Below are 20,612 nucleotides of genomic sequence, written 5' to 3' on the forward strand. Positions count from 1 at the left end.
TCGCCCCCCTCCGATAGGCCGGGAGGGCCCCCATGAACCTGAAACCCCTCGTTTCGCCGCGACCCCTGCTGATCGGGATGTTCGCCGCGCTCTTGTCGGCGCCCGCCGTTGCGACGCCTCCGGTCTATGCCACGCCCGAAGAGAAGGCGTTCGTCGACGCCCTGCTGGCGAAGATGACGGTGGAGGAAAAGCTGGGCCAGCTGAACCAGCCGCCAGGCGTCGGCAACAACACGGGCCCGGCGGCCATGGCCGGCAACGAGGACCAGATCCGGCGTGGCGAGATCGGCTCGTACCTCGGAACCCAAGGCGCGGCGTTGACCTGCCGCCTGCAGAAGATCGCCGTCGAAGAGTCCCGGCTCGGCATTCCGCTGCTGTTCGGTTACGACGTCATCCACGGCCACCGCACCGTGTTCCCGGTGCCACTGGGCGAATCGGCCAGCTTCGACCCCGCGGAAGTGCAGCATGCCGCCCGCGTCGCCGCGATCGAAGCGTCGGCGCATGGCATCCACTGGACCTATGCGCCGATGGTCGACATCTCGCGCGATCCGCGCTGGGGCCGGGTGGTCGAGGGCGCAGGCGAGGACCCTTACCTGGGTTCGGTGCTGGCGGCCGCGCGCGTGCGCGGTTTCCAGGGCGACGACCTGCGCAAGCCGGATGCGGTGCTCGCCACCGCCAAGCATTTCGTCGCCTATGGCGCGGCCGAGGCGGGGCGCGACTACAACGTCGCCGACATCTCCGAGCGCACGCTCCACGAGCTCTACCTGCCGCCGTTCAAGGCTGCCGTGGATGCGGGTGCGCAATCGATCATGGCGGCCTTCAACGAGATCGCCGGCGTTCCGATGCACGCGCACCGGCCGCTGATCGAGGACCTGCTGCGCAAGGAGTGGGGCTGGGATGGGTTGCTGGTCAGCGACTACACCGGTGTGATGGAGCTGATGCCGCACGGCATCGCCGCGGACCGCAAGCAGGCCGGCGCGCTGGGCTTGCGGGCCGGCGTGGATGTCGACATGGTCAGCCAGATCTACGTGAAGGATCTTCCCGCCGAAGTTAAGGCCGGCAGGGTGCCGATGGCGCAACTGGATGCATCCGTGCGTCGCGTGCTCAACGCGAAGTACCGGCTGGGCCTGTTCGACGATCCCTACCGCTCCTGCACTCCGGATGGCGCCCACGAGCGCGCGATGACGCTGACCCCTGCGCATCGCGCCGATGCGCGCCGGATGGCGCAGAAGTCGCTTGTGCTGCTGGAGAACGACAACGACGTGCTGCCGCTGTCCAAGTCCGTGCGCACGCTGGCGGTGATCGGGCCGCTGGCCGATCACCGCCGCGCGATGCTGGGCAACTGGGCGGTGGCGGGTAAGGAAGAAGATGCCGTCACGCCGCTGGAAGGCCTGAAGGCCGCGCTCGGCAATGACACCCGCATCACGGTGGCGAAGGGCGCCGAGATCGACAGCCAGGATACGTCCGGCTTCGCCGACGCGGTGGCGGCGGCGCAGAGTGCCGACGCGGTGGTGATGTTCCTCGGCGAACATCCGGACATGAGCGCCGAGGCGAACAACCGCACGACGCTGGACCTGCCGGGTGTCCAGGAGCAGCTCGCCCTGGCGGTGGCAGCGACCGGCAAACCGGTGGTGGTGGTGCTATTGAACGGCAGGCCGCTGTCGATCGGTCGCCTGAAGGGCAAGGTGCCGGCCATCCTCGAAGCCTGGTTCCCGGGCGTGGAGGGCGGCCATGCGATCACCGACGTGCTGTTCGGCGACGTCAATCCGTCCGCCAAGCTGCCGGTGACGTTCCCGCACAACGTCGGCCAGGTGCCGATCTACTACGCGCACAAGAACACCGGCCGTCCGCCGCGCGAGGAAGAGAAGTACACCAGCAAGTATCTCGACGTCCCGTGGACGCCGCTCTACGCGTTCGGCCATGGCCTCAGCTATACGACGTTCCGCTACGACGCGCCCAGCGTGGCATCGCCGACGCTGAAGCTCGGCGATCTGCGGCAACGCGTCAGCGTGCGCGTCAGCAACACCGGCAAGCGCGCAGGCGAAGAGGTGGTGCAGCTGTACGTGCGCGACGACGTTGCCAGCATCACCCGTCCTGTGAAGCAGCTGCGGGGTTTCCAGCGGGTGGCATTGGCGCCGGGCGAGTCGAAGGTCGTCACGTTCGAGCTCGGCTTCGAGGATCTGGCGATGTACGACGATCGCATGCAGCGGGTGGTGGAACCCGGCACGTTCACGGTCTTCGTCGGTGGCAGTTCCGATCGCACGCGCGATGCCGCATTCGAGGTCGTGCCGAAGTAAAAGTGGGAATTGCAGCAGCGGATCATGCTGCAATGCAAAATTTTCCCGGCCGCTCGGAGGTTCATGCAAGTGCATGAATTTCCGAGGGTTTGCGTGTCGAATAACGCGGGCTTTACACGTTTCCGTGAAAACGGTTACAGTCCGCGCCACTTGCAGCAGTCATCACCGCGGAGGGGCGGGGAATGGCGCGAACCTCGGTCACCATCAAGGACGTCGCACGTGAGGCGCGGGTTTCCGTCGCCACCGTGTCGCGTGCGTTGAATGGCCACGAGAATGTCGCCGAGTCCGTCCGCCAGCAGGTGCTCGCCACCGCCGACCGCCTCCGCTACCAGCCACACGCCGCTGCGCGCAGCCTGAGCAGCCGGCGCACGCAGACCATTGGCGTGGTCCTGCCCGATCTGTACGGCGAGTTCTTCTCGGAACTGGTACGCGGCATCGACCAGGTCGCCCGCGCGCGTCGCCAACATCTGCTGGTCTCCAGTTACCACGGTCACCCGGAAGAGCAGGGCGAGGCGCTGCGTGCGATGCGGGGCCGCGTCGACGGATTGCTGGTGCTGTCCCCGTACAGCGACCGTCCTGGCTTCCTCGTCGACAACCTGCCGTCCTCCCTGCCGGTCGTGCTGATCAATACCGACGTGCAGGATGCGTCCTATCCTGCATTGACCATCGACAACTACGGCGCTGCCGTGGCAATGGTGGAACACCTGGCGAACGCCGGGCACCGCCGCATCGCCTTCATCGGTGGCCCCGAGGGCAACTTCGATGCGCGCGAACGCCTGCGCGGTTACCGCGATGCCATGGCGCGTTTCGTGCCGGGGACGCCACCGCAGGAATTCGCCGGCGACTTCAGTGAGTCTTCGGGCTATGAGGCCGGCAAGCGCATGGCGCAGTCGGCGGACCGGCCGCAGGCCGTCTTCGCCGCCAACGACATGACGGCACTGGGCTGCCTGTACGCCTTCAACGAGGCCGGCGTGCGCGTCCCGCAGGATGTGGCGCTGGCCGGTTTCGACGACATTCCGCTGGCGCGTTTCGTTCACCCGACCTTGACCACGATGCGCGTCAGTATCGCGGAGCTGGGTGGACAGGCGATGAGCCGCCTGCTGGATGCGATCGATTCCGACGGCGCGCGCGTCGCGCCGTCCGCCATGCTGATTCCAGAACTGATCGTCCGGGCTTCGAGTGTGGGAGAGGGCCGCCACGCAAAGACTTAGGTTGAGACAGGACCGCTTTTTTTTGGGCGGGGATGTAATCGATTACAAGCGGCATCAAGCCGATATGCACCACATCAATCTTTGGAGGGAGAGCCAATGAAACAGCGCAACCGGAACATGTTCCAACCCAAGCGCAAACTGCTGACGTGCGCACTGGCCAGCGTGCTGGTCGTGGCGAGCGGCCACGCGATCGCGCAGTCGTCCAACGCCACGCTGCGCGGCAAGGCTGACGCTGGCGCGCAGGTCACGGCGGTCAACACCGCTACTGGCAGCAAGCGTCAGGTCACCGCGAATGCCGACGGAAGTTACGCGCTGGCCGGTTTGCCGCCCGGCACCTATACGGTGTCGTCGGGCGGCACCGAACGCACCGTCACCCTGCAGGTAGCGACGTCGGTCAGTCTGGACCTGGTGGGTGGTGCGCCTGCCGCGCCGGCGGGTGACGCGACCACGCTCGACACCGTGCGCGTGTCCGCACCGCCGCTGCAGGAGGTCAAGACGTCCGAAGTCGGTACCAATGTCTCGCTCAAGCAGATCAACACCGTCCCGCAGCTGACGCGCAACTTCCTCGAGTTCGCCGACACGGTCCCGGGCATGCAGTTCGAGACAGACCAGAGCAGCGGCCAGTCCAAGCTGCGTGGCGGCGCGCAGAAGACGAGCGCCATCAACGTCTACATCGACGGCGTCGGCCAGAAGAACTACGTGTTGACGGGCGGCGTAGCAGGTCAGGACCAGAGCGCGGGCAACCCGTTCCCGCAGCTGGCCATCGGCGAATACAAGGTCGTGACCTCGAACTACAAGGCCGAGTTCGACCAGGTGGGTTCTGCGGCGATCATCGCGCAGACCAAGTCGGGAACGAACGAGTTCAAGGGTGAACTCTTCACCCGTTACACCAATACCTCCATGCGCCAGCCGACGGTCGGCGAAGAGGCCAAGGGTGAAGACAAGTCCCAGACGAAGCAGAACGAGTATGGCTTTGCGTTGGGCGGCCCTATCATCCAGGACAAGATGCACTTCTTCTTCAGCTACGAAGCCAAGGATTTCGTGCTGAATGTCAATCCGGTCGCTACGGAACGTCAGTGGGAGTCGTTCGAGGACTTCCTGCCTGCGGGCGTGCGCGCGCAGCTTGGGCCGACGACGCAGCCTTTCAATGAGGACCTGTACTTCGGTAAGTTGAGCTGGGATGTCGGCGACAATGACAGGCTTGAACTGTCAGCCAAGTATCGCGACGAAGAGGGCGTCAGCGGTGCGGGCGGCACCACCACGGACAGTGCGGCCAAGGTCAACTTCAACACCGACAAGCGCTATGACCTACGTTGGATGCATTACGGCGAAACATTCCTCAACGAAGCGCGCGTTACCTACGAGGATTCACTGTTCAATCCGGCGGCTTTCACGATTGGCAACCAGTCGGTCTACACCCGCGGTCCGAATCGAAACGACGTACTGATCACCGCCGATTCGACAAGCGCCTTGTCGATCCAGCGCAAGGGGCAGAAGGGGCCAGCGTTCCAGAACGACCTTACCTTCAACTCGTTTGAGTGGATGGGCGACCACGTCGTTAAGATGGGTGTCAAGTACAAGTCGGTCGAACTGACCCAGAGCGAGAATTCGGCTATCAACCCGACATTCCGGTACTCCGTCAACGACGGTTCGCTCGCCGTCACGCCGTATTCTCCGGTGGGCACCAACAGCATTCCCTACATGGTGAGCTTCAATGCGCCCTTCGAGGGTGCCTCGCCCATCGTAGAAACCACCGCCAAGCAGTACGGCATCTACATCCAGGATGATTGGGATGTCACCGATCGGCTCCAGCTGAACCTCGGCCTGCGCTGGGACTACGAGGAAATCCCGTCCTACGTGGATTTCCGTACGCCGCAAGAAGTCGTCGACGCCCTGTACGGTCCGGGCACGGGCAGCAATTCGGGCGGCATCTATGCCGACCAGCTGCGCGCGGGCGGCGTCAATATCGAGGACTACATCAGCACGGGCAACAACCGCAAGTCCGACAAGAACAACTGGGCGCCGCGCCTGGGCTTCTCGTACGATCTGGCTGGCGACGAACGCTGGGTGTTGTTCGGTGGCGCAGGCCGCAGCTACGACCGAAATCTCTACGACTATCTGGGCCTGGAACAAGTCAAGGCCGCCTTGGCGACTTACGACATCAGTTTCGTTGAGAGCTCGGGTTGCACGCCGGCCCCTGGCACCTGCGTCAACTGGGACCCGCGCTTCCTCAACGGTATCGATGAGCTCTACTCGCTGATCGACACGCGCCGTCGCAACGGCGAAATCGATTTGATGAACAACGATCTGGTGACGCCTTACTCGGACCAGTACTCGTTGGGCATTCGCGGCACCATCGGAGAATGGAATTCGTCGGCCACCGTCGCGTACGTCCATAGCAAGGAGGGCTTCGTCTTCACTCTGGGTAACCGCTATCCGAATGGCAACTTTTATGACGCGCCGTCCTGGGATGCGGCAGATCTGGCACAGCCGTGGGAGCACCAGCCGCCGGGCTTCGGTGCGCTCATCTTGGGCGACAACGGGATAGAGACCAAGACCACCCAGTTGCTGCTGTCCACGGAAAAGCCGTACACGGAAGAGTCGGGCTGGGGTTTCACGGCGGCGTATACGTTCTCGCGCGCCAAGGGTAACCGCGGCGGCGATGAGCATTACTCGTTCGATGCCGCCACCATCGATGGCTATCCCTTCATCGACTTGAAGGCCGTACCTCGCCACCGCTTGGTGATGACCGGCATCTACGATTTGCCGTGGGGCTTCACTGCATCGGCAAAGGTCACGCTTGCAACGCCGCCCCCGCTTAATGCGGTCGTCGGCTGGCGTGACTACGGTAGCAGCACCGCCGCCCCGCCGCTCATCGTCTCGACCGACACGCCCGGTACCTTCGGCACCAAGCAATTGGACCTATCGTTGTCCAAGCGCTTCGACATCGCCGAAGACATGGCATTCGAAGTACGTGCGGACATGATCAACGTCACCAACGCGAAGAACTACAGCTCGTACCGCACGGTCTGGGGTTCTGGTGGCGTATACGATCCGGAGACCAGCGTGGTCAGTACCGGCAACGGCGTCACCAGCTACACGCCGCCGCGTACGCTGTTCGTCAGTGCACGTCTGACCTGGTAGCGGGACGGCGTCATCGGTCATGTTCGGGACCCGCGCAAGCGGGTCCCGTCATATGGGGGAGGGGAGATGGACGGGAATTCGATTCGCGAGGTCGTCGTGGTGGGCGGTGGCTCCGCCGGCTGGATGGCGGCGTCGGCACTGGTCCGGCATCTGGACAGAAGCTGCAAGGTGCGGCTGGTGGAGTCGGACGAGATCGGCATCGTCGGCGTCGGCGAAGCGACCGTGCCGCACATCCGGACGTTCAACGCGCAGGCACTCGGGCTGGATGAGGCCGAGTTCGTGCGTGCCACGCAGGGCACCTTCAAGCTCGGCATCGAGTTCCGCGACTGGGCGCGCATCGGCGACCGCTATATGCACGGCTTCGGAACGGTCGGCCACGATCCCGGCCCCGCCGCGTTCCATCACTACTGGCTGCGGCTGCTGATGGCAGGCAAGGACGTGGGTGATATCGGCTCCTATCAGTTGCAGACGCTCGCGTCGCGCGAAGATCGGTTCCTGCCCGGTGCCAACGACGTACCGCCGACGTCGCCGCTCGCCAACGTTGCGTATGCCTATCACTTCGATGCGACGCTGTACGCCCGCTACCTTCGCGCATTCGCCGAACGCTTGGGAGTCGAGCGGGTGGAAGGCAAGGTGGTCGACGTGGAACGGGTGCCGGAAACGGGATTCGTGAGCGCTGTGGTAATGGAAGACGGTCGCCGCGTCACCGGCGACCTCTTCATCGATTGCTCCGGCTTCCGCGGGCTGTTGATCGAACAGGCGCTCCAGACCGGTTACGAAGACTGGAGCCATTGGCTGCCCTGCGACCGTGCGGTCGCCGTTCCCTGCGACCGCGTCGGCGATCCCACGCCTTACACGCGATCCACCGCGCGTACCGCCGGCTGGCAGTGGCGGATTCCGTTGCAGCACCGCACCGGCAACGGCATGGTCTACTGCAGCGATTTCATGAGCGAAGACGAGGCGATCGGAACGCTGCTGGGCAACCTCGACGGAAAACCACAGGCAGAGCCGAGACCGCTGCGCTTCGTCACCGGCAAGCGGAAGCAGTTCTGGAACCGCAATGTCGTCGCCATCGGGTTGGCCAGCGGGTTCATGGAGCCGCTGGAATCCACCAGCCTGTTGCTTATCCAGACCGGCATCCTGCGCCTGCTGGACATGTTCCCGCATCGCGACATGGATCCGGGGCTGGTGGCGCGCTACAACGCGCGTACCCACTTCGAATACGACCATATCCGCGACTTCCTGATACTGCATTACAAGGCCGTCGAACGCGACGAGCCTTTCTGGCGGCGATGCCGGGACATGCCGATTCCCGATACGTTGCAGGCGAACCTGGACCTGTTCCGCGCTACCGGGCGCTTCTACCGTGACGGCGAGGAATTCTTCGCGCTGCAGAGCTGGGTGCAGGTGATGTTGGGGCAGCGGATCGTGCCGCATGCGTATTCGCCCCTTGTGGATCGCATGCCGGAGGAGGATGTGGTTCGGTTGGTGGCCAGTGTCCGCGAGACGCTCCAGCGATGCGTGCAGGCCATGCCCAAGCATCAGGCCTTCATCGACCGTCATTGCCGGGCACCTGCGACGGTGTCGTGAGGGCGAGCGTGGGGCGAGCGCTGGGCGCTGGACACGCCACGAATCTACGTTGCGATGCAGCAGAGAGCGGCTGGAATTTCCCCTTTTTGTCGGCGGCCTGCACGGCGTGACGGGGATCGCACAAACGCTTTTGCCACCCCCGCTGAAAACGGTTACATTGCGTCCAGTGAAGGTCAGCCGTGGAGGGCGGACGTGACGCACGGGTGGCTCACCTGCGAGGTGCGCAAAGGGTGGCAGGTCATGACGCGACGTCCTGCCTGGTCATCGAGCCGTCAACGCATGGCCCATCCCGTGGATTTTCTCTGGCACGCGACAACGCCACGAAGCGGCATGCCTTCGGGCGTGTTCGGCACATCCATGAGACGGACGGGCGCGGGGAGCGTCACGGTACACGGCAGCGATGCCGCTTTTTTGGTGCGAAAGATGTAATCGATTACACGCGGCATGAGTGTCGCAAACGCTGTACCCATCCTGGAGGGGAGACCGCATGAAGCATCACGGCCGCAACACGTTCCAACTCAATCGCAAACTGTTGTCCTGCGCACTGGCGAGTTGCCTGGCGATGGCGGCACCCCACGCGCTTGCACAGTCGACGTCCGCCACGCTGCGAGGCGCGGTTGCCAGCGATGCCACCGTCACCGTGATCAACGTGGATACCGGTCTCACCCGCAGTGCGAAGGCGACCAATGGCAGCTACAACATCGGTGGTTTGCCGCCCGGTGCGTACCGCATCGAGGTGACGGCCGGCGGGCAGACCAGCAGCCGTGCGGTGACGTTGGCGGTCGGCCAGACGGCAACCTTGAATCTTGAGGGATCCGCCGCCCCGGCGCCCGCCGGCGACGCCACCACGCTCGATACGGTTCGCGTGACCGCGCCGATGCTGGTGGAAACCAAGACATCGGAAGTCGCGACCTACGTGTCCAACAAGCAGATCGAACTGCTGCCGCAGAATTCGCGCAATTTCCTCGCGTTTGCGGACACCGTGCCGGGCATGCTCTTCACCACGCCGCCGAGCGGGCAGGAGAGCCAACTTCGCAGTGGTGCGCAAGGCGCCAGCAACATCAATGTCTACATCGACGGCGTGGGCCAGAAGAACTACGTCACCCCGGGTGGCATCACCGGACAGGACGACAGCGAAGGCAATCCGTTCCCGCAACTCGCCATCGGCGAGTACAAAGTCATCACGTCGAACTACAAGGCCGAGTACGACCAGATCAGCAGTGCGGCGGTCACTGCCGTTACGAAGTCGGGCACCAACGAGTTCAGTGGAAGTTTCTTCTGGGATCGCACCAGCGAGAAATGGCAAAGTCCGACGCCCCAAGAGAAGCGCTTGGGGGCCGAAGCCATCGAGCGTGTGGAGCAGTATGGGCTTTCGGTCGGTGGCCCCCTGATTCGCGACAAGCTGCATTTCTTCGTTACTTACGAGGCGAAGGACATCCTCCGACCTGCGCTCATGCTGCTGCCCACGGACGCTGCCGGCGCGAACCTGCCGTCGCAGATCCTCGCGCCATACGACAGTCTCTACAGCCGTCCCTTCAACCAGGATACCTACTTCGGAAAGTTGAGCTGGCAGGCAAGCGACAATCACCTGGTCGAGTTCTCGGCACGCCGTCGCGACGAAGTCGGTGTTTCGGGCATCGGTGGCGTCAACCTGCCCGAGGCCGGTACCGGCCTGGTCAACGATGAAACGCGTTACGACCTTCGATCGGTCTACTCGGCCGAGCGCTGGATGAATGACGCGCACATCACCTTCGAGGAATCGTCCTACAACCCCTCTCCGCTGGTGAATGCGCCCAGCAGCCGTTACACCATCGTCAACCCGCGTAATCCGAGCCAATTGGACCTGGTCGTGCTGAATGCCGGCGGCGGACCCAATTTCCAGGACAAGGGCCAGAAAGGCTGGTCGCTGCAGAATGACTTCACGTTCTACGGGTGGGAGGGACACACCCTCAAGGCCGGCATCAAGTACAAGCGGGTCGACCTGACGGCGTTCCAGCAGTTCCCGCCCTATCCGCGCTACTGGTACGACGTCAACGAAAGCCTGACGCAGCCATACCGCATCGAGTTCACGACAGCGCGTCTCGGCCGTGACCCGTTCGTGGAGTCCGCCAACAAGCAGTTCGGCATCTACCTGCAGGACGACTGGGCCGTCACCGACAAGCTGACACTCAACCTCGGCGTGCGCTGGGACTACGAAGAAATCCCGAGTTACACCGACTATCGCCTTGATCCCCGCATCGCCACCGCGTTGCGTGGCTGGACCAACATCCGCGATACCGACTACGACATCGAGGATTACATCAGCGATGGCAGCAATCGCAAGGACTTCAAGGGGGCCATCCAGCCACGCCTGGGCTTCTCCTATGACCTGACCGGCGATCAGCGTCATGTGATCTTCGGTGGTGCAGGCCGCGCGTACGACCGCAATCTGTTCGACTACATGGCGCGCGAGTACTACGGCGGTGCGTTCACCACTTACAGCATCCGTTTCCCGACACCACTGCATCCCTGTGCCGCCAGCGCCAGTTGCATTCCTTTCAATACCGCGTTGCTGACTCAGGCAGGCCTGGACGCCTACAGCGCCGCCAATCCGACGGCGGGCGGCGAGGTCAATCTGCTCAACAACGACCTCAAGACCCCGTATTCCGACCAGTTCAGCCTGGGCATGCGCAACATCGTTTCGCTTTGGGGCCTCGACTGGAACACGTCGGTCACGCTCTCCCATATCCGCAGTCGCGACGGCATTTACTCCCATTTGGGCAACAGGCGTCCGAATGGAACGTTCCATGAGTTCGAGGCGCTGGGCCAGACATGGGGCGGGGCGCCGTTCGGCTTCGCCATCCCCGGTTACGGCAGTCTGATCCTCGGAGACAACGGCTTCGAGTACAACCTGAATTCGCTGCTGCTCTCCATCGACAAGCCGTATACGGCGGAATCGCCGTGGGGCTTCAATGCGGCATATACCTACAGCGATGCGGAAGAGAATCGCCCGAACGCATCGACTGGCGAGACTTATCTCTTCGACTACGCCTTCGCGAATGACCAGATGTACACCTCGACCGGCGTGCCGAAGCATCGCCTTGTCCTGAGCGGCATCTACTCGCCGGGCTGGGATGTCGTGTTCAGCGGCAAACTGGTGCTGGCAACACCGATTCCGAAATCCGGTACGAACTGCCTGAATTCGCTGCCTGCGCCTGCACCCAATTATCTGTGCTTCTACGATCCGTATACGCCCAATGGCACCATCGGCTTCAAGCAGTTCGACTTTGCAGCCGAGAAGCGGTGGGATACCGGCACGGACCTGAGCTTCAAGGTCCGGGTCGATCTGATCAACGCGTTCAACTGGAGGAACTGGAATCAGTACGACGGCGCGTACGGTACGGGCAACGGTGGGCGCGGCCCGGTCAATCCGAACCTGGGTAACCGCACGGGCATCGAGATTTTCGAACCCACCCGCACCTTCAAGCTCTCCTTCGGCTTCGACTGGTAATACCCACCCGCCCTCGGGCGACGTCTTCGGGCGTCGCCTGACCGGCGGGTTTCTTCCACACACGTCTGTAAACGGTTACAACGGGAAATCGCTTTGAACAAGATCACCCCAGCCCCGCGCATGTCCTGGTTCATCGGCGTCGCGCTGACTCTGTTGATCGCCGGTTGCCAGAAAGCGCCAGAAGACAAGGCTGCGCCTGCACCGGCGGCGAAGCCGGCCGTGCCTGCTGTGGCGGCCAAGCCCGAGCCTCCGGCAAAGCCGGAATTGCCGCCGCTCTTCCGCGACATCGAACGCCGCACCTTCCAGTTCTTCTGGGACACCACCAACGAGGTGAACGGCCTCACGCCCGACCGTTACCCGTCGCGCCCGTTCGCCAGCATCGCGTCCATCGGCTATGCGCTGACCGCGTATCCGATCGGCATCGAAAACGGCTGGGTCAGCCGTACCCAGGCGGTGGACCGCACGCTGACGACGCTGAAGTTCCTGCGCGACGTGCCGCAGGGGCCGCAGAAGGAAGGGAAGGGCGGCCACAAGGGCTTCTACTACCACTTCCTCGACATGAACACCGGCGAGCGCTTCAACACCTGGGTGGAACTGTCCAGCGTCGACACCTCGCTGCTGCTTATGGGCGTGCTGTTCGCGCAGTCCTACTACGACCGAGACGACGCGCGCGAGAAGGAAATACGCGACATCGCCGACACGATCTACAAGCGCGTCGACTGGACCTTCCTGCAGAACAACAAACCGCTGATCTCGATGGGGTGGTTTCCCGAGAGCGGCGTCATTCCGCATGACTGGAAGGGCTACAACGAGGCGATGATGGTGTACGTGCTGGCGATGGCATCGCCGACGCATCCGGTCGGTCCCGAGGCCTGGGAAGTGTGGACGCGCAGCTACAGCGAGCTGTGGGGTGTGTTCCAGGGCCAGGAATACCTGACGTTCGCGCCGCACTTCGGCCACCAGTACAGCCACGTCTGGATCGACTTCCGCGGCATCCAGGACGACTACATGCGCGAGCGCGGCATGGACTATTTCGAGAACAGCCGCCGCGCCACGTACGCACAGCGCGCGTACGCCATCGAAAACCCGATGAAGTGGAAGGACTACGGCGAGAACGTGTGGGGCCTGACCGCGTCCGATGGCCCGCAACAGACCCAGCAGGAGTACCGTGGCGAGCAGCGCTCGTTCCGCCATTACTCTGCCCGTGGCGCCGGCTTCCGCGAGAATTTCGACGACGGCACCGTCGCGCCGACCGCGGCGATCGCCTCGTTGCCGTTCGCCCCGGAGATCGTCATTCCCGCGACCGAGGAAATGCATCGTCGCTACGGCGACTACCTGTACTCCAGCTACGGCTTCCTGGATTCGTTCAATCCGAGCTTCGACTACGACATCCCGCTGAAGACGGGGCGCATCGTCCCGGGCAAGGGCTGGGTGGCCAGCGACTACATCGGCATCGACCAGGGCCCCATCCTGGCGATGATCGCGAATTACCGGAACGACTTCGTCTGGAGCGTGATGAAGAAGAACCCCTACATCCGCGATGGCCTGAAGAAGGCCGGCTTCGAAGGGGGCTGGCTCGACGCGAAGACCGAGCAGGCCGCGGCCAGCGCCGCGACCGCGCCGACCGCTCCCCCCGATCTCGATGCCGCGGCGGCACGCGCACTGGGGACGGCGGAATCGCGCGCCAACCAGGCCGCACAGCCCGAGGCGGCGCGTCCGCAGCAGCCGGAGTAAGCTGCTCGCATGGATCGGCGTGCGCCAGCAAAGGTCTCTCCAGCACGCATCAGGGCCTTCTCCGGTGGAAGGAGGGCCCTGGTGCGCTGCTGTTCTTTCGTGACGCTGCTGTGCGCGCTGGCGATCGCGGGTTGCGCGCGCACGAACGACGACCGCACCGTCGTGCGGTTCTGGGTGATGGGGTATGAAGGCGAAGTCGTCGCACGGCTGCTGCCCGAGTTCGAACGCCAGCACCCGGATATCGATGTCGACCTGCAGATCGTGCCGTGGCTGTCGGCGCACGAGAAACTCCTGACCGCGTTCGCGGGCGAGTCGCTGCCCGACGTCAGCCCCATCGGCAACACCTGGATTCCCGAATTCGCGGCGCTCGGCGCGCTCGAGCCGCTCGACGACGAGATCGCGGCGACGCCTGGCTTCGACCAGCCGGACTTCTTTCCGGGCGTGTGGGATACGGGCGTGATCGACGGGCGCGCGTATGCCGTGCCCTGGTACGTCGAGACGCGCCTGCCGTTCTACCGTCGCGACATGCTGGCCAAGGCCGGCGTGCGGACGTTGCCCGCCAGTTGGGACGAATGGCGCGTCGCGATGCGGCAGGTCAAGCAGGTCGCAGGGCAGGGCAACTATTCGATCCTGCTGCCGCTCAACGAGTTCGAACCACTGCTCAGCCTTGCCATCCAGCAGCCCGAGCCCTTGCTGCGCGACGATGGACGCTACGGCAATTTCCGCAGCGAAGGATTCAGGCAGTCGCTCGGGTTCTACAAGGAAATGTTCGACCAGCAGTGGGCGCCGGTCGTCACCAACAACCAGATCTCCAACGTCTGGGACGAGTTCGGCAAGGGGTTCTACTCGTTCTACATCTCCGGTCCCTGGAACATCGCCAAGTTCAAGGAGCGCCTGCCCGCCGCGCAGCAGGCGGACTGGGGGACGATGCCGCTGCCGGGGCCCCGTGGCCCGGGCGCATCGCTGGCCAATGGCACCAGCTTCGTCGTGTTCAGGGACTCGCCGAACAAGGATGCGGCGTGGACGCTGATCGCGTGGTTGTCGTCGCCGGACGTGCAGGCCGAGTTCCACGCGCTGACCGGCGACCTGCCGCCGCGTCGTTCGCCGTGGCTCACTCCCGCACTGGCCGATGATCCCTATGCGAAAGCGTTCCGCGAGCAGCTGGAGCGTGCCGTGTCCACGCCGAAGGTGCCGGAGTGGGAGCGCATCGCCACGGAGATGCGCCTGGTGGGCGAGCAGGTCGCCAACGGCCGGCTGACCGTCGACCAGGCCGCGGAAGAACTCGACCGACGCGCCGACCGCATCCTCGAGAAGCGCCGCTGGATGCTGGACCAGGCGGGCAAGCCGGGGCCTGCGCCATGAGGTCCACGCACTCACTGGCCGGCTGGCTCTTTGCCGCCCCCGCGCTGACGGTCATCGTCGTGTTCTTCGGCCTGCCGGTGCTGGCGGCGCTGGCGCTCAGTCTCACCGACTTCGACATCTATGCGCTGGCCGACATCGGAAACCTCCGCTTCGTCGGCGTCGACAATTACTTGGGCCTGCTGCAGAACCCGATGTTCTGGAAGTCGCTGGGCAATACGGTGTACTTCGTGGTGGTCGGCGTTCCGCTATCCGTGGCGCTGTCGCTCGGCGCCGCGCTGTTGCTGCACTCGAAGCTCGGCCGCTTCAAGGGCTTCTTCCGGACTGCGTTCTTCGCACCGGTGGTCACCACCGTGGTCGCGGTCGCGGTGATCTGGCGCTATCTCTTCCACACCAAGTACGGCCTGGTGAACTGGGGGCTGTCGTGGGTGGGCATCGATCCGATCGACTGGCTCGGCGATCCCACCTGGGCGATGCCGACCATCATCCTGTTCGCCGTATGGAAGAACTTCGGCTACAACATGATCATCTTCCTCGCCGGCCTGCAGAGCATTCCGGAAGACCTGTACGAAGCCGCGCGCATCGACGGTGCCTCGCGCTGGGCGCAGTTCCGCCACGTCACCCTGCCGCAGCTGGGGCCGGTGCTGCTGCTCGTCGGCATCCTGACCATGGCCGGGTATTTCCAGTTGTTCGCCGAGCCGTACGTGATGACGCAGGGCGGGCCGCTGGAGAGCACCAAGAGCGTGCTGTACCTGATGTACGAAGAAGGCTTCAAGTGGTGGAACCTGGGCAACGCGTCCGCGGTGGCGTTCCTGCTGTTCCTGCTGATGACGGCGGTGACCAGCGGGCTGCTGTGGTTCGCACGCAGGCGGGGTGTCGAATGAACCAGCGCGTCGCCGCCGTCACCGTCAACGCGCTGCTGGTCGCGCTGGCGATCCTCAGCATCGGTCCACTGCTGTGGATGCTGTCGGTGTCCTTCATGCAGACCGGCGAGGCGGGGCACTTCCCGCCGCCGCTGCTGCCGTCGGCGCCGACGCTCGACAACTACCGCGAGCTGTTCGTGCGCGCGGGCATGGGCCGCTACCTGCTCAACAGCTTCATCGTGTCGACCAGCGTCATGCTGCTGTCGCTGCTGTTCAACACGATGGCCGGCTACGCGTTCGCGAAGCTGCGCTTCAAGGGTAGGGACCGTACCTTCCGTGCGCTGCTGGCGGCGCTGGTGATACCGGCGCAGGTGGCGATGATGCCGCTGTTCCTGCTGCTCAAGCAGATGGGCCTGGTGAACACCTACGCGGGCGCCATCGTCCCCGGCATGGCGGCGATCTTCGGCATTTTCCTGGTCCGCCAGTACGCACGCTCCATTCCGGATGAGCTGCTCGAAGCGGCCCGCATCGACGGCGCAGGCGAGGCGCGCATCTTCTTCCAGATCGTCCTGCCCGGACTGAAACCAATCCTGGTGACGCTGGCGATCTTCAGTTTCCTGGGCGCATGGAACGACTTCATGTGGCCGTTGATCGTCCTGAGCGACGATGCCCTGCAGACGCTGCCGGTCGCGCTGGCCGGCCTGTCGCGCGAGCACGTGATGGACTACGAACTGATGATGGCCGGCTCCGTCGTGACCATCCTGCCGGTGCTGCTGCTGTTCCTCGCTTTGCAGCGTTACTACATCCAGGGCCTGTTGCTGGGCAGTGTCAAAGGCTGATCCGAAGCGGGTCATTGTGGAGCTTGAATCACCATGAACATCGAACCGTCCTTTCCGCGCAAGCGGGAATCCCGTGATGTCGCTTTCTGCCGCGCGGCACTGGCGTGCAGCGTCCTGCTCGCAGGCGCCACGCCCGTCCTCGCCGCGCCGGAAGGCGTGCGCGTCCTCGACGACTTCAGCGATCCGTCGACGTGGCGCGTGGTGACGTCCAACCAGGTCAGCGGCGCGCTGCGGCAGGTCGACGGCGCGGAAGGCAAGGCCCTGTGCCTCGACTACGATTTCAACGGGGTATCGGGACATGCCGGTATCCAGCGCGACCTGTCGATCGCGTATCCGCAGAACTACCGGTTCGATTTCCAATTGCGCGGCGATTCACCGCGAAACGACCTGCAGTTCAAGGTGGTCGATGCCAGTGGCGACAACGTCTGGTGGGTCAACCGGCCGAAGTACGACTACCCGACAGCGTGGACACCCGTGCGTTACAAGCAGCGCCACATCGACAAGGCGTGGGGTCCGGATCCGGACCGCGTGCTGCGCCGGAGCGAGAAGCTCGAGTTCACCGTCTACAACAACGTCGGCGGCAAGGGATCGGTCTGCTTCGACCAGCTGACGTTCCAGGCGCTGCCGATCGACGATGGTGCGCCGTTGACGGGCGCGGCGAGTGCCTCCGTGGCGTTCCCCGCCGGTGCGGCGCGCATGGCGGTGGACGGCAAGCCCGGCACCGCCTGGTCGGCGGACCTGCACGGCGATGCCGATCCGCAACTGACGCTGGATCTGGGCAAGTTGCGCGAATTCGGTGGTCTTGTGCTGCGCTGGAAGCCCGATCAGCACGCCTCCGACTATCTGGTGCAGCTGTCCGACGATGGCCAGCAGTGGCGTGATGTCCGCACCGTGGTCGACGGCAACGGCGGCAACGACTACCTGGCGCTGCCGGAATCGGAAGCGCGCTACGTGCGGCTCACCATCGGCGACGGACCGGGCCGCTCGTTCGCACTGGCCGAGCTCGAGGTGAAGCCGCTTGCCTTCGCCGCGCATCCCAACGACCTGATCAAGGCGATGGCGTCCGAAGCGCCTAAGGGCTGGTTCCCGCGTGGTTTCAGCGGCGAGCAGCCGTACTGGACGATCGTGGGACTGGATGGCGGGCGCGAGCAGGGGCTGATCGGTGAGGACGGTGCCATCGAGATCGCGAAGGGCGGCCTGAGTGTCGAGCCGTTCGTGCGGGTCGATGGACGCTGGGTCGGCTGGTCGGACGTGCAGGCGACGCCGTCGCTTCAGGACGGTTACCTGCCGATCCCGACGGTCGCCTGGCAACACGCGGACTTCGCGCTGTCGACCACGGCATTCGCTGCCGGCACGCCCGGCGACGCGCGTCTGGTCGCGCGCCATCGCCTGACCAATACCGGCAAAGCCCCTCGCGACTATGTGCTGGCGCTCGCCGTGCAGCCGTGGCAGGTCAATCCGCCCAGCCAGTTCCTCAACACGACCGGCGGCTTCAGTCCCATCAACGATCTTGCGATCCGCGATGGCGTGGTCAGCGTGAACGGGCGCGCCAGCCTGCGCTTCGCCAAGCCGGATGCGGCGCTGGCCTCGCGGTTCGATGAAGGGTTGGTGCGCGAACGTCTGGCATCGATGGACGCAGGCTTAGCCAGCGGCCTTGATGCGCAGGTGGCAGGAGAATCGACCGGACTCGCCTCCGCCGCGGTGTTGTACCGGATCACCTTGGCGCCGGGCGAAAGCCGCGATGTCGCGTGGGTCGCTCCGCTCGAAGGCACGCTACCCGCCCGGATCGACGCGGAACGCGACCAGCAGGCCATGGCGACCGTATGGCGCGGCAAGCTGGATGAAATGAAGCTGCAGGTCCCGGCCGAAGGCCAGGCCATCGCCGACACCCTGCGCACCGCGCTGGCCCACATGCTGATTTCGCGCATCGGTCCGCGCCTGCAGCCGGGTACGCGATCGTACTCGCGCAGCTGGATCCGCGATGGCGCGATGATTTCCGAGGGCCTGCTGCGCCTGGGCCGCCCGGAAGTGGTGAAGGAGTACGTCGAGTACTACGCGCCCTACCAGTTCGATAACGGCAAGGTGCCGTGCTGCGTGGACGACCGTGGCAGCGATCCCGTACCCGAGAACGACAGCCACGGCGAGCTGATCTTCAACATCGCCGAGTACTACCGCTATACCGGCGACAAGGTGTTCCTGAAGAAGATGTGGCCGCACGTGCAGGGCGCTTTCGCCTACATGGAAGAGCTGCGTCTAAGCGAGCGGACCGAGGCCAACTGTGCGGTGAATGCGGCGTTCTACGGGATGATGCCGGCCTCGATCAGCCACGAAGGCTACTCGGCCAAGCCGATGCATTCGTACTGGGACAATTTCTGGGCCCTCCGCGGCTACAAGGATGCCGTCGAGATCGCCGATGCGCTGGGCGACAGCGCAGCCTCGCGGCGCATGGCCGCCTCGCGCGACCAGTTCCGCGACGATCTCTACGCCTCGCTGCGGGCGGCGACCGCCCTGCACGGCATCGCGTATATGCCGGGTGCGGCGGAGATCGGCGACTTCGACCCGACATCCACGACCATCGCGTTGGCGCCGGGTGGGGAGCAGGACGCGCTGCCGGCGGATCTGCTGCACGGCACGTTCGAGCGCTACTGGACCGAGTTCGTGCAGCGCCGAGACGGCAAGCGCGAATGGAAGGACTACACGCCGTACGAATGGCGCAACGTGGCGGCTTTCGTCCGGTTGGGCTGGCGCGAACGCGCATGGGACGTGCTGGACTTCTTCTTCAAGGACCGTGCGCCGCAGGCGTGGAACCAGTGGGCGGAGGTGGTGTCGCGTACGCCGCGCAAACCGTTCTTCGTCGGCGACCTGCCGCATGCCTGGGTGGCGTCGGATTTCGTACGCTCGGCGCTGGACATGTTCGCCTACACCCGCGAAGCGGACGACAGCCTGGTGCTGGCGGCCGGCGTGCCCACGGGCTGGCTGGACGGCGAGGGCATCGCCATCGATGGCCTGCGCACGCCCAGCGGTGTACTCGGCTACGCGCTGCGCAAGCAGGGGGATGAGGTCGTCCTCGATGCGAAGGCCGGGCTGAAGCTGCCGGCCGGCGGTCTGGTACTGCCCTGGCCTTACGAAGCCGCGCCTGGCGAGACGCGCATCAACGGCAAGCCCGCGCAGTGGAAGGACGGCGAGCTCCGCATCACCACGCTGCCGGCGAAGGTCAGCATCCTCACGCGCTGACCGTCTCGTAGAGCGGAGCTTGGTCCGCTGATCCGGCGTGCCCTGAACGCGGACCGGTCTTCCATCGCCGGGCCAGCCCCGCTCTACGTCATGTCGCGGGACGGAGTACATTGCGCTGCACGTTCCGTCCCCTCTCGCCGCGATGGTCGCCGACAGCCCGCGCATCCCGCTCTGGCCCTTGCCGCTGCTGTTGACGTTGCTGTTCGTGATGGCGGCGCACGTCGCCTACCTGCTGTCGATCCAGGGCGGCCATGTCCCGGCATGCGTGCCGTACATCGACGGCTGTGTGTCGATCAGTCGCGCTGCACGGCACGGTTGGGGCAATCACCTGTTCCAGTTGCTGGTGATCCCCTGCGCGGTGCTGCACGCGCTGGCGTGGTGGCTGGCCAGGCATTGGCTGCGTGGCGGTCGCGTCATGGTGGTGCTGGGCGTGATGTCGGCCCTTGCGCTGGCGGTGTACGCGACCTTCCTCGGCACCGAAGGCGAGGCGTATCGCTTCCTGCGGCGCTACGGCGTGGTGGTGTACTTCGGATTCGGCTACCTGGCGCAGCTGGCGTTGATGCGGCGTGCGGCCGCGACGAAAGCACTGCCTGCGGGCATCATCGTGGCGATGTCGTGGATCTCGATCGCGATGCTCGGATTGGGCGTGGCGAACGTCGTGGCCGGGGTGGTGGTCGATGATCCGTCAGCCAAGGACCGCTGGGAGAACATTTTTGAGTGGTGGCTGGGGCTGCTGATGGTCGGCTGGCATGCGGTGCTGGCATACGGCTGGAAACGGCAAGGCCTGGCGCTGGAGCTGACGTGAAACGATGCAATGCAGGAGCGGCATCAGTATGTTTCCGGCAGCGAGGGCG

11 protein-coding genes are annotated in these 20,612 nt (G+C 64.7%); all 11 read left to right on the top strand.

The window, feature by feature from the left end; translation table 11 throughout:
* The first annotated feature begins 32 nt into the window (after positions 1-32).
* The gene (locus tag Q0907_RS08670) at positions 33-2,294 is read left to right on the top strand and encodes a glycoside hydrolase family 3 N-terminal domain-containing protein (RefSeq protein ID WP_299343296.1); all 2,262 of its coding nucleotides are present in this window, start codon (positions 33-35) and stop codon (positions 2,292-2,294) included.
* Between the two features lie 182 nt (positions 2,295-2,476).
* Positions 2,477-3,505, top strand: a complete 1,029-nt coding sequence (locus Q0907_RS08675) for a LacI family DNA-binding transcriptional regulator (RefSeq protein WP_296281206.1) — start codon at positions 2,477-2,479, stop codon at positions 3,503-3,505.
* 117 nt (positions 3,506-3,622) lie between these two features.
* Positions 3,623-6,649, top strand: coding sequence for a TonB-dependent receptor (locus Q0907_RS08680; RefSeq protein WP_299343297.1), 3,027 nt, complete (start codon positions 3,623-3,625; stop codon positions 6,647-6,649).
* A 66-nt stretch (positions 6,650-6,715) separates the two neighbouring features.
* Complete coding sequence (locus tag Q0907_RS08685) at positions 6,716-8,239, top strand: tryptophan halogenase family protein (RefSeq protein ID WP_299343298.1); 1,524 nt, start codon at positions 6,716-6,718, stop codon at positions 8,237-8,239.
* 487 nt (positions 8,240-8,726) lie between these two features.
* A complete protein-coding gene (locus tag Q0907_RS08690; protein WP_299343300.1) occupies positions 8,727-11,729 on the top strand; it encodes a TonB-dependent receptor in 3,003 nt (1,000 codons plus the stop codon).
* A 120-nt stretch (positions 11,730-11,849) separates the two neighbouring features.
* Positions 11,850-13,463, top strand: a complete 1,614-nt coding sequence (locus tag Q0907_RS08695; protein WP_299343302.1) for a glucoamylase family protein — start codon at positions 11,850-11,852, stop codon at positions 13,461-13,463.
* 81 nt (positions 13,464-13,544) lie between these two features.
* The gene (locus tag Q0907_RS08700; RefSeq protein WP_299343303.1) at positions 13,545-14,825 is read left to right on the top strand and encodes a sugar ABC transporter substrate-binding protein; all 1,281 of its coding nucleotides are present in this window, start codon (positions 13,545-13,547) and stop codon (positions 14,823-14,825) included.
* On the top strand, positions 14,822-15,706 hold the full coding sequence (locus tag Q0907_RS08705; RefSeq protein WP_299343305.1) for a sugar ABC transporter permease: 885 nt from the start codon (positions 14,822-14,824) through the stop codon (positions 15,704-15,706). The genes Q0907_RS08700 and Q0907_RS08705 overlap by 4 nt, the downstream gene beginning before the upstream one ends.
* Positions 15,703-16,524: a carbohydrate ABC transporter permease gene (locus Q0907_RS08710; protein WP_296281199.1), complete on the top strand. Its 822-nt coding sequence runs from the start codon at positions 15,703-15,705 to the stop codon at positions 16,522-16,524. Before Q0907_RS08705 ends, Q0907_RS08710 begins: the two co-directional genes overlap by 4 nt.
* Before the next feature lie 33 nt (positions 16,525-16,557).
* Entirely contained in the window at positions 16,558-19,758 is a 3,201-nt protein-coding gene (locus Q0907_RS08715) for a discoidin domain-containing protein (protein ID WP_299343308.1), read from the top strand.
* A gap of 142 nt (positions 19,759-19,900) precedes the next feature.
* On the top strand, positions 19,901-20,563 hold the full coding sequence (locus Q0907_RS08720; protein WP_299343310.1) for a hypothetical protein: 663 nt from the start codon (positions 19,901-19,903) through the stop codon (positions 20,561-20,563).
* Positions 20,564-20,612 lie beyond the last annotated feature (49 nt).

The sequence above is a fragment of the uncultured Pseudoxanthomonas sp. genome (genome assembly GCF_947498795.1).
GTDB lineage: Bacteria > Pseudomonadota > Gammaproteobacteria > Xanthomonadales > Xanthomonadaceae > Pseudoxanthomonas_A.

What these genes read in the sequence shown, in the direction of transcription:
- Q0907_RS08670 (WP_299343296.1), top strand. Translation starts at nt 33, where the DNA reads ATGAACCTGAAACCCCTCGTTTCGCCGCGACCCCTGCTGATCGGGATG.
- Q0907_RS08675 (WP_296281206.1), top strand. Translation starts at nt 2,477, where the DNA reads ATGGCGCGAACCTCGGTCACCATCAAGGACGTCGCACGTGAGGCGCGG.
- Q0907_RS08720 (WP_299343310.1), top strand. Translation starts at nt 19,901, where the DNA reads ATGGTCGCCGACAGCCCGCGCATCCCGCTCTGGCCCTTGCCGCTGCTG.
- Q0907_RS08680 (WP_299343297.1), top strand. Translation starts at nt 3,623, where the DNA reads ATGTTCCAACCCAAGCGCAAACTGCTGACGTGCGCACTGGCCAGCGTG.
- Q0907_RS08710 (WP_296281199.1), top strand. Translation starts at nt 15,703, where the DNA reads ATGAACCAGCGCGTCGCCGCCGTCACCGTCAACGCGCTGCTGGTCGCG.
- Q0907_RS08715 (WP_299343308.1), top strand. Translation starts at nt 16,558, where the DNA reads ATGAACATCGAACCGTCCTTTCCGCGCAAGCGGGAATCCCGTGATGTC.
- Q0907_RS08690 (WP_299343300.1), top strand. Translation starts at nt 8,727, where the DNA reads ATGAAGCATCACGGCCGCAACACGTTCCAACTCAATCGCAAACTGTTG.
- Q0907_RS08705 (WP_299343305.1), top strand. Translation starts at nt 14,822, where the DNA reads ATGAGGTCCACGCACTCACTGGCCGGCTGGCTCTTTGCCGCCCCCGCG.
- Q0907_RS08685 (WP_299343298.1), top strand. Translation starts at nt 6,716, where the DNA reads ATGGACGGGAATTCGATTCGCGAGGTCGTCGTGGTGGGCGGTGGCTCC.
- Q0907_RS08695 (WP_299343302.1), top strand. Translation starts at nt 11,850, where the DNA reads ATGTCCTGGTTCATCGGCGTCGCGCTGACTCTGTTGATCGCCGGTTGC.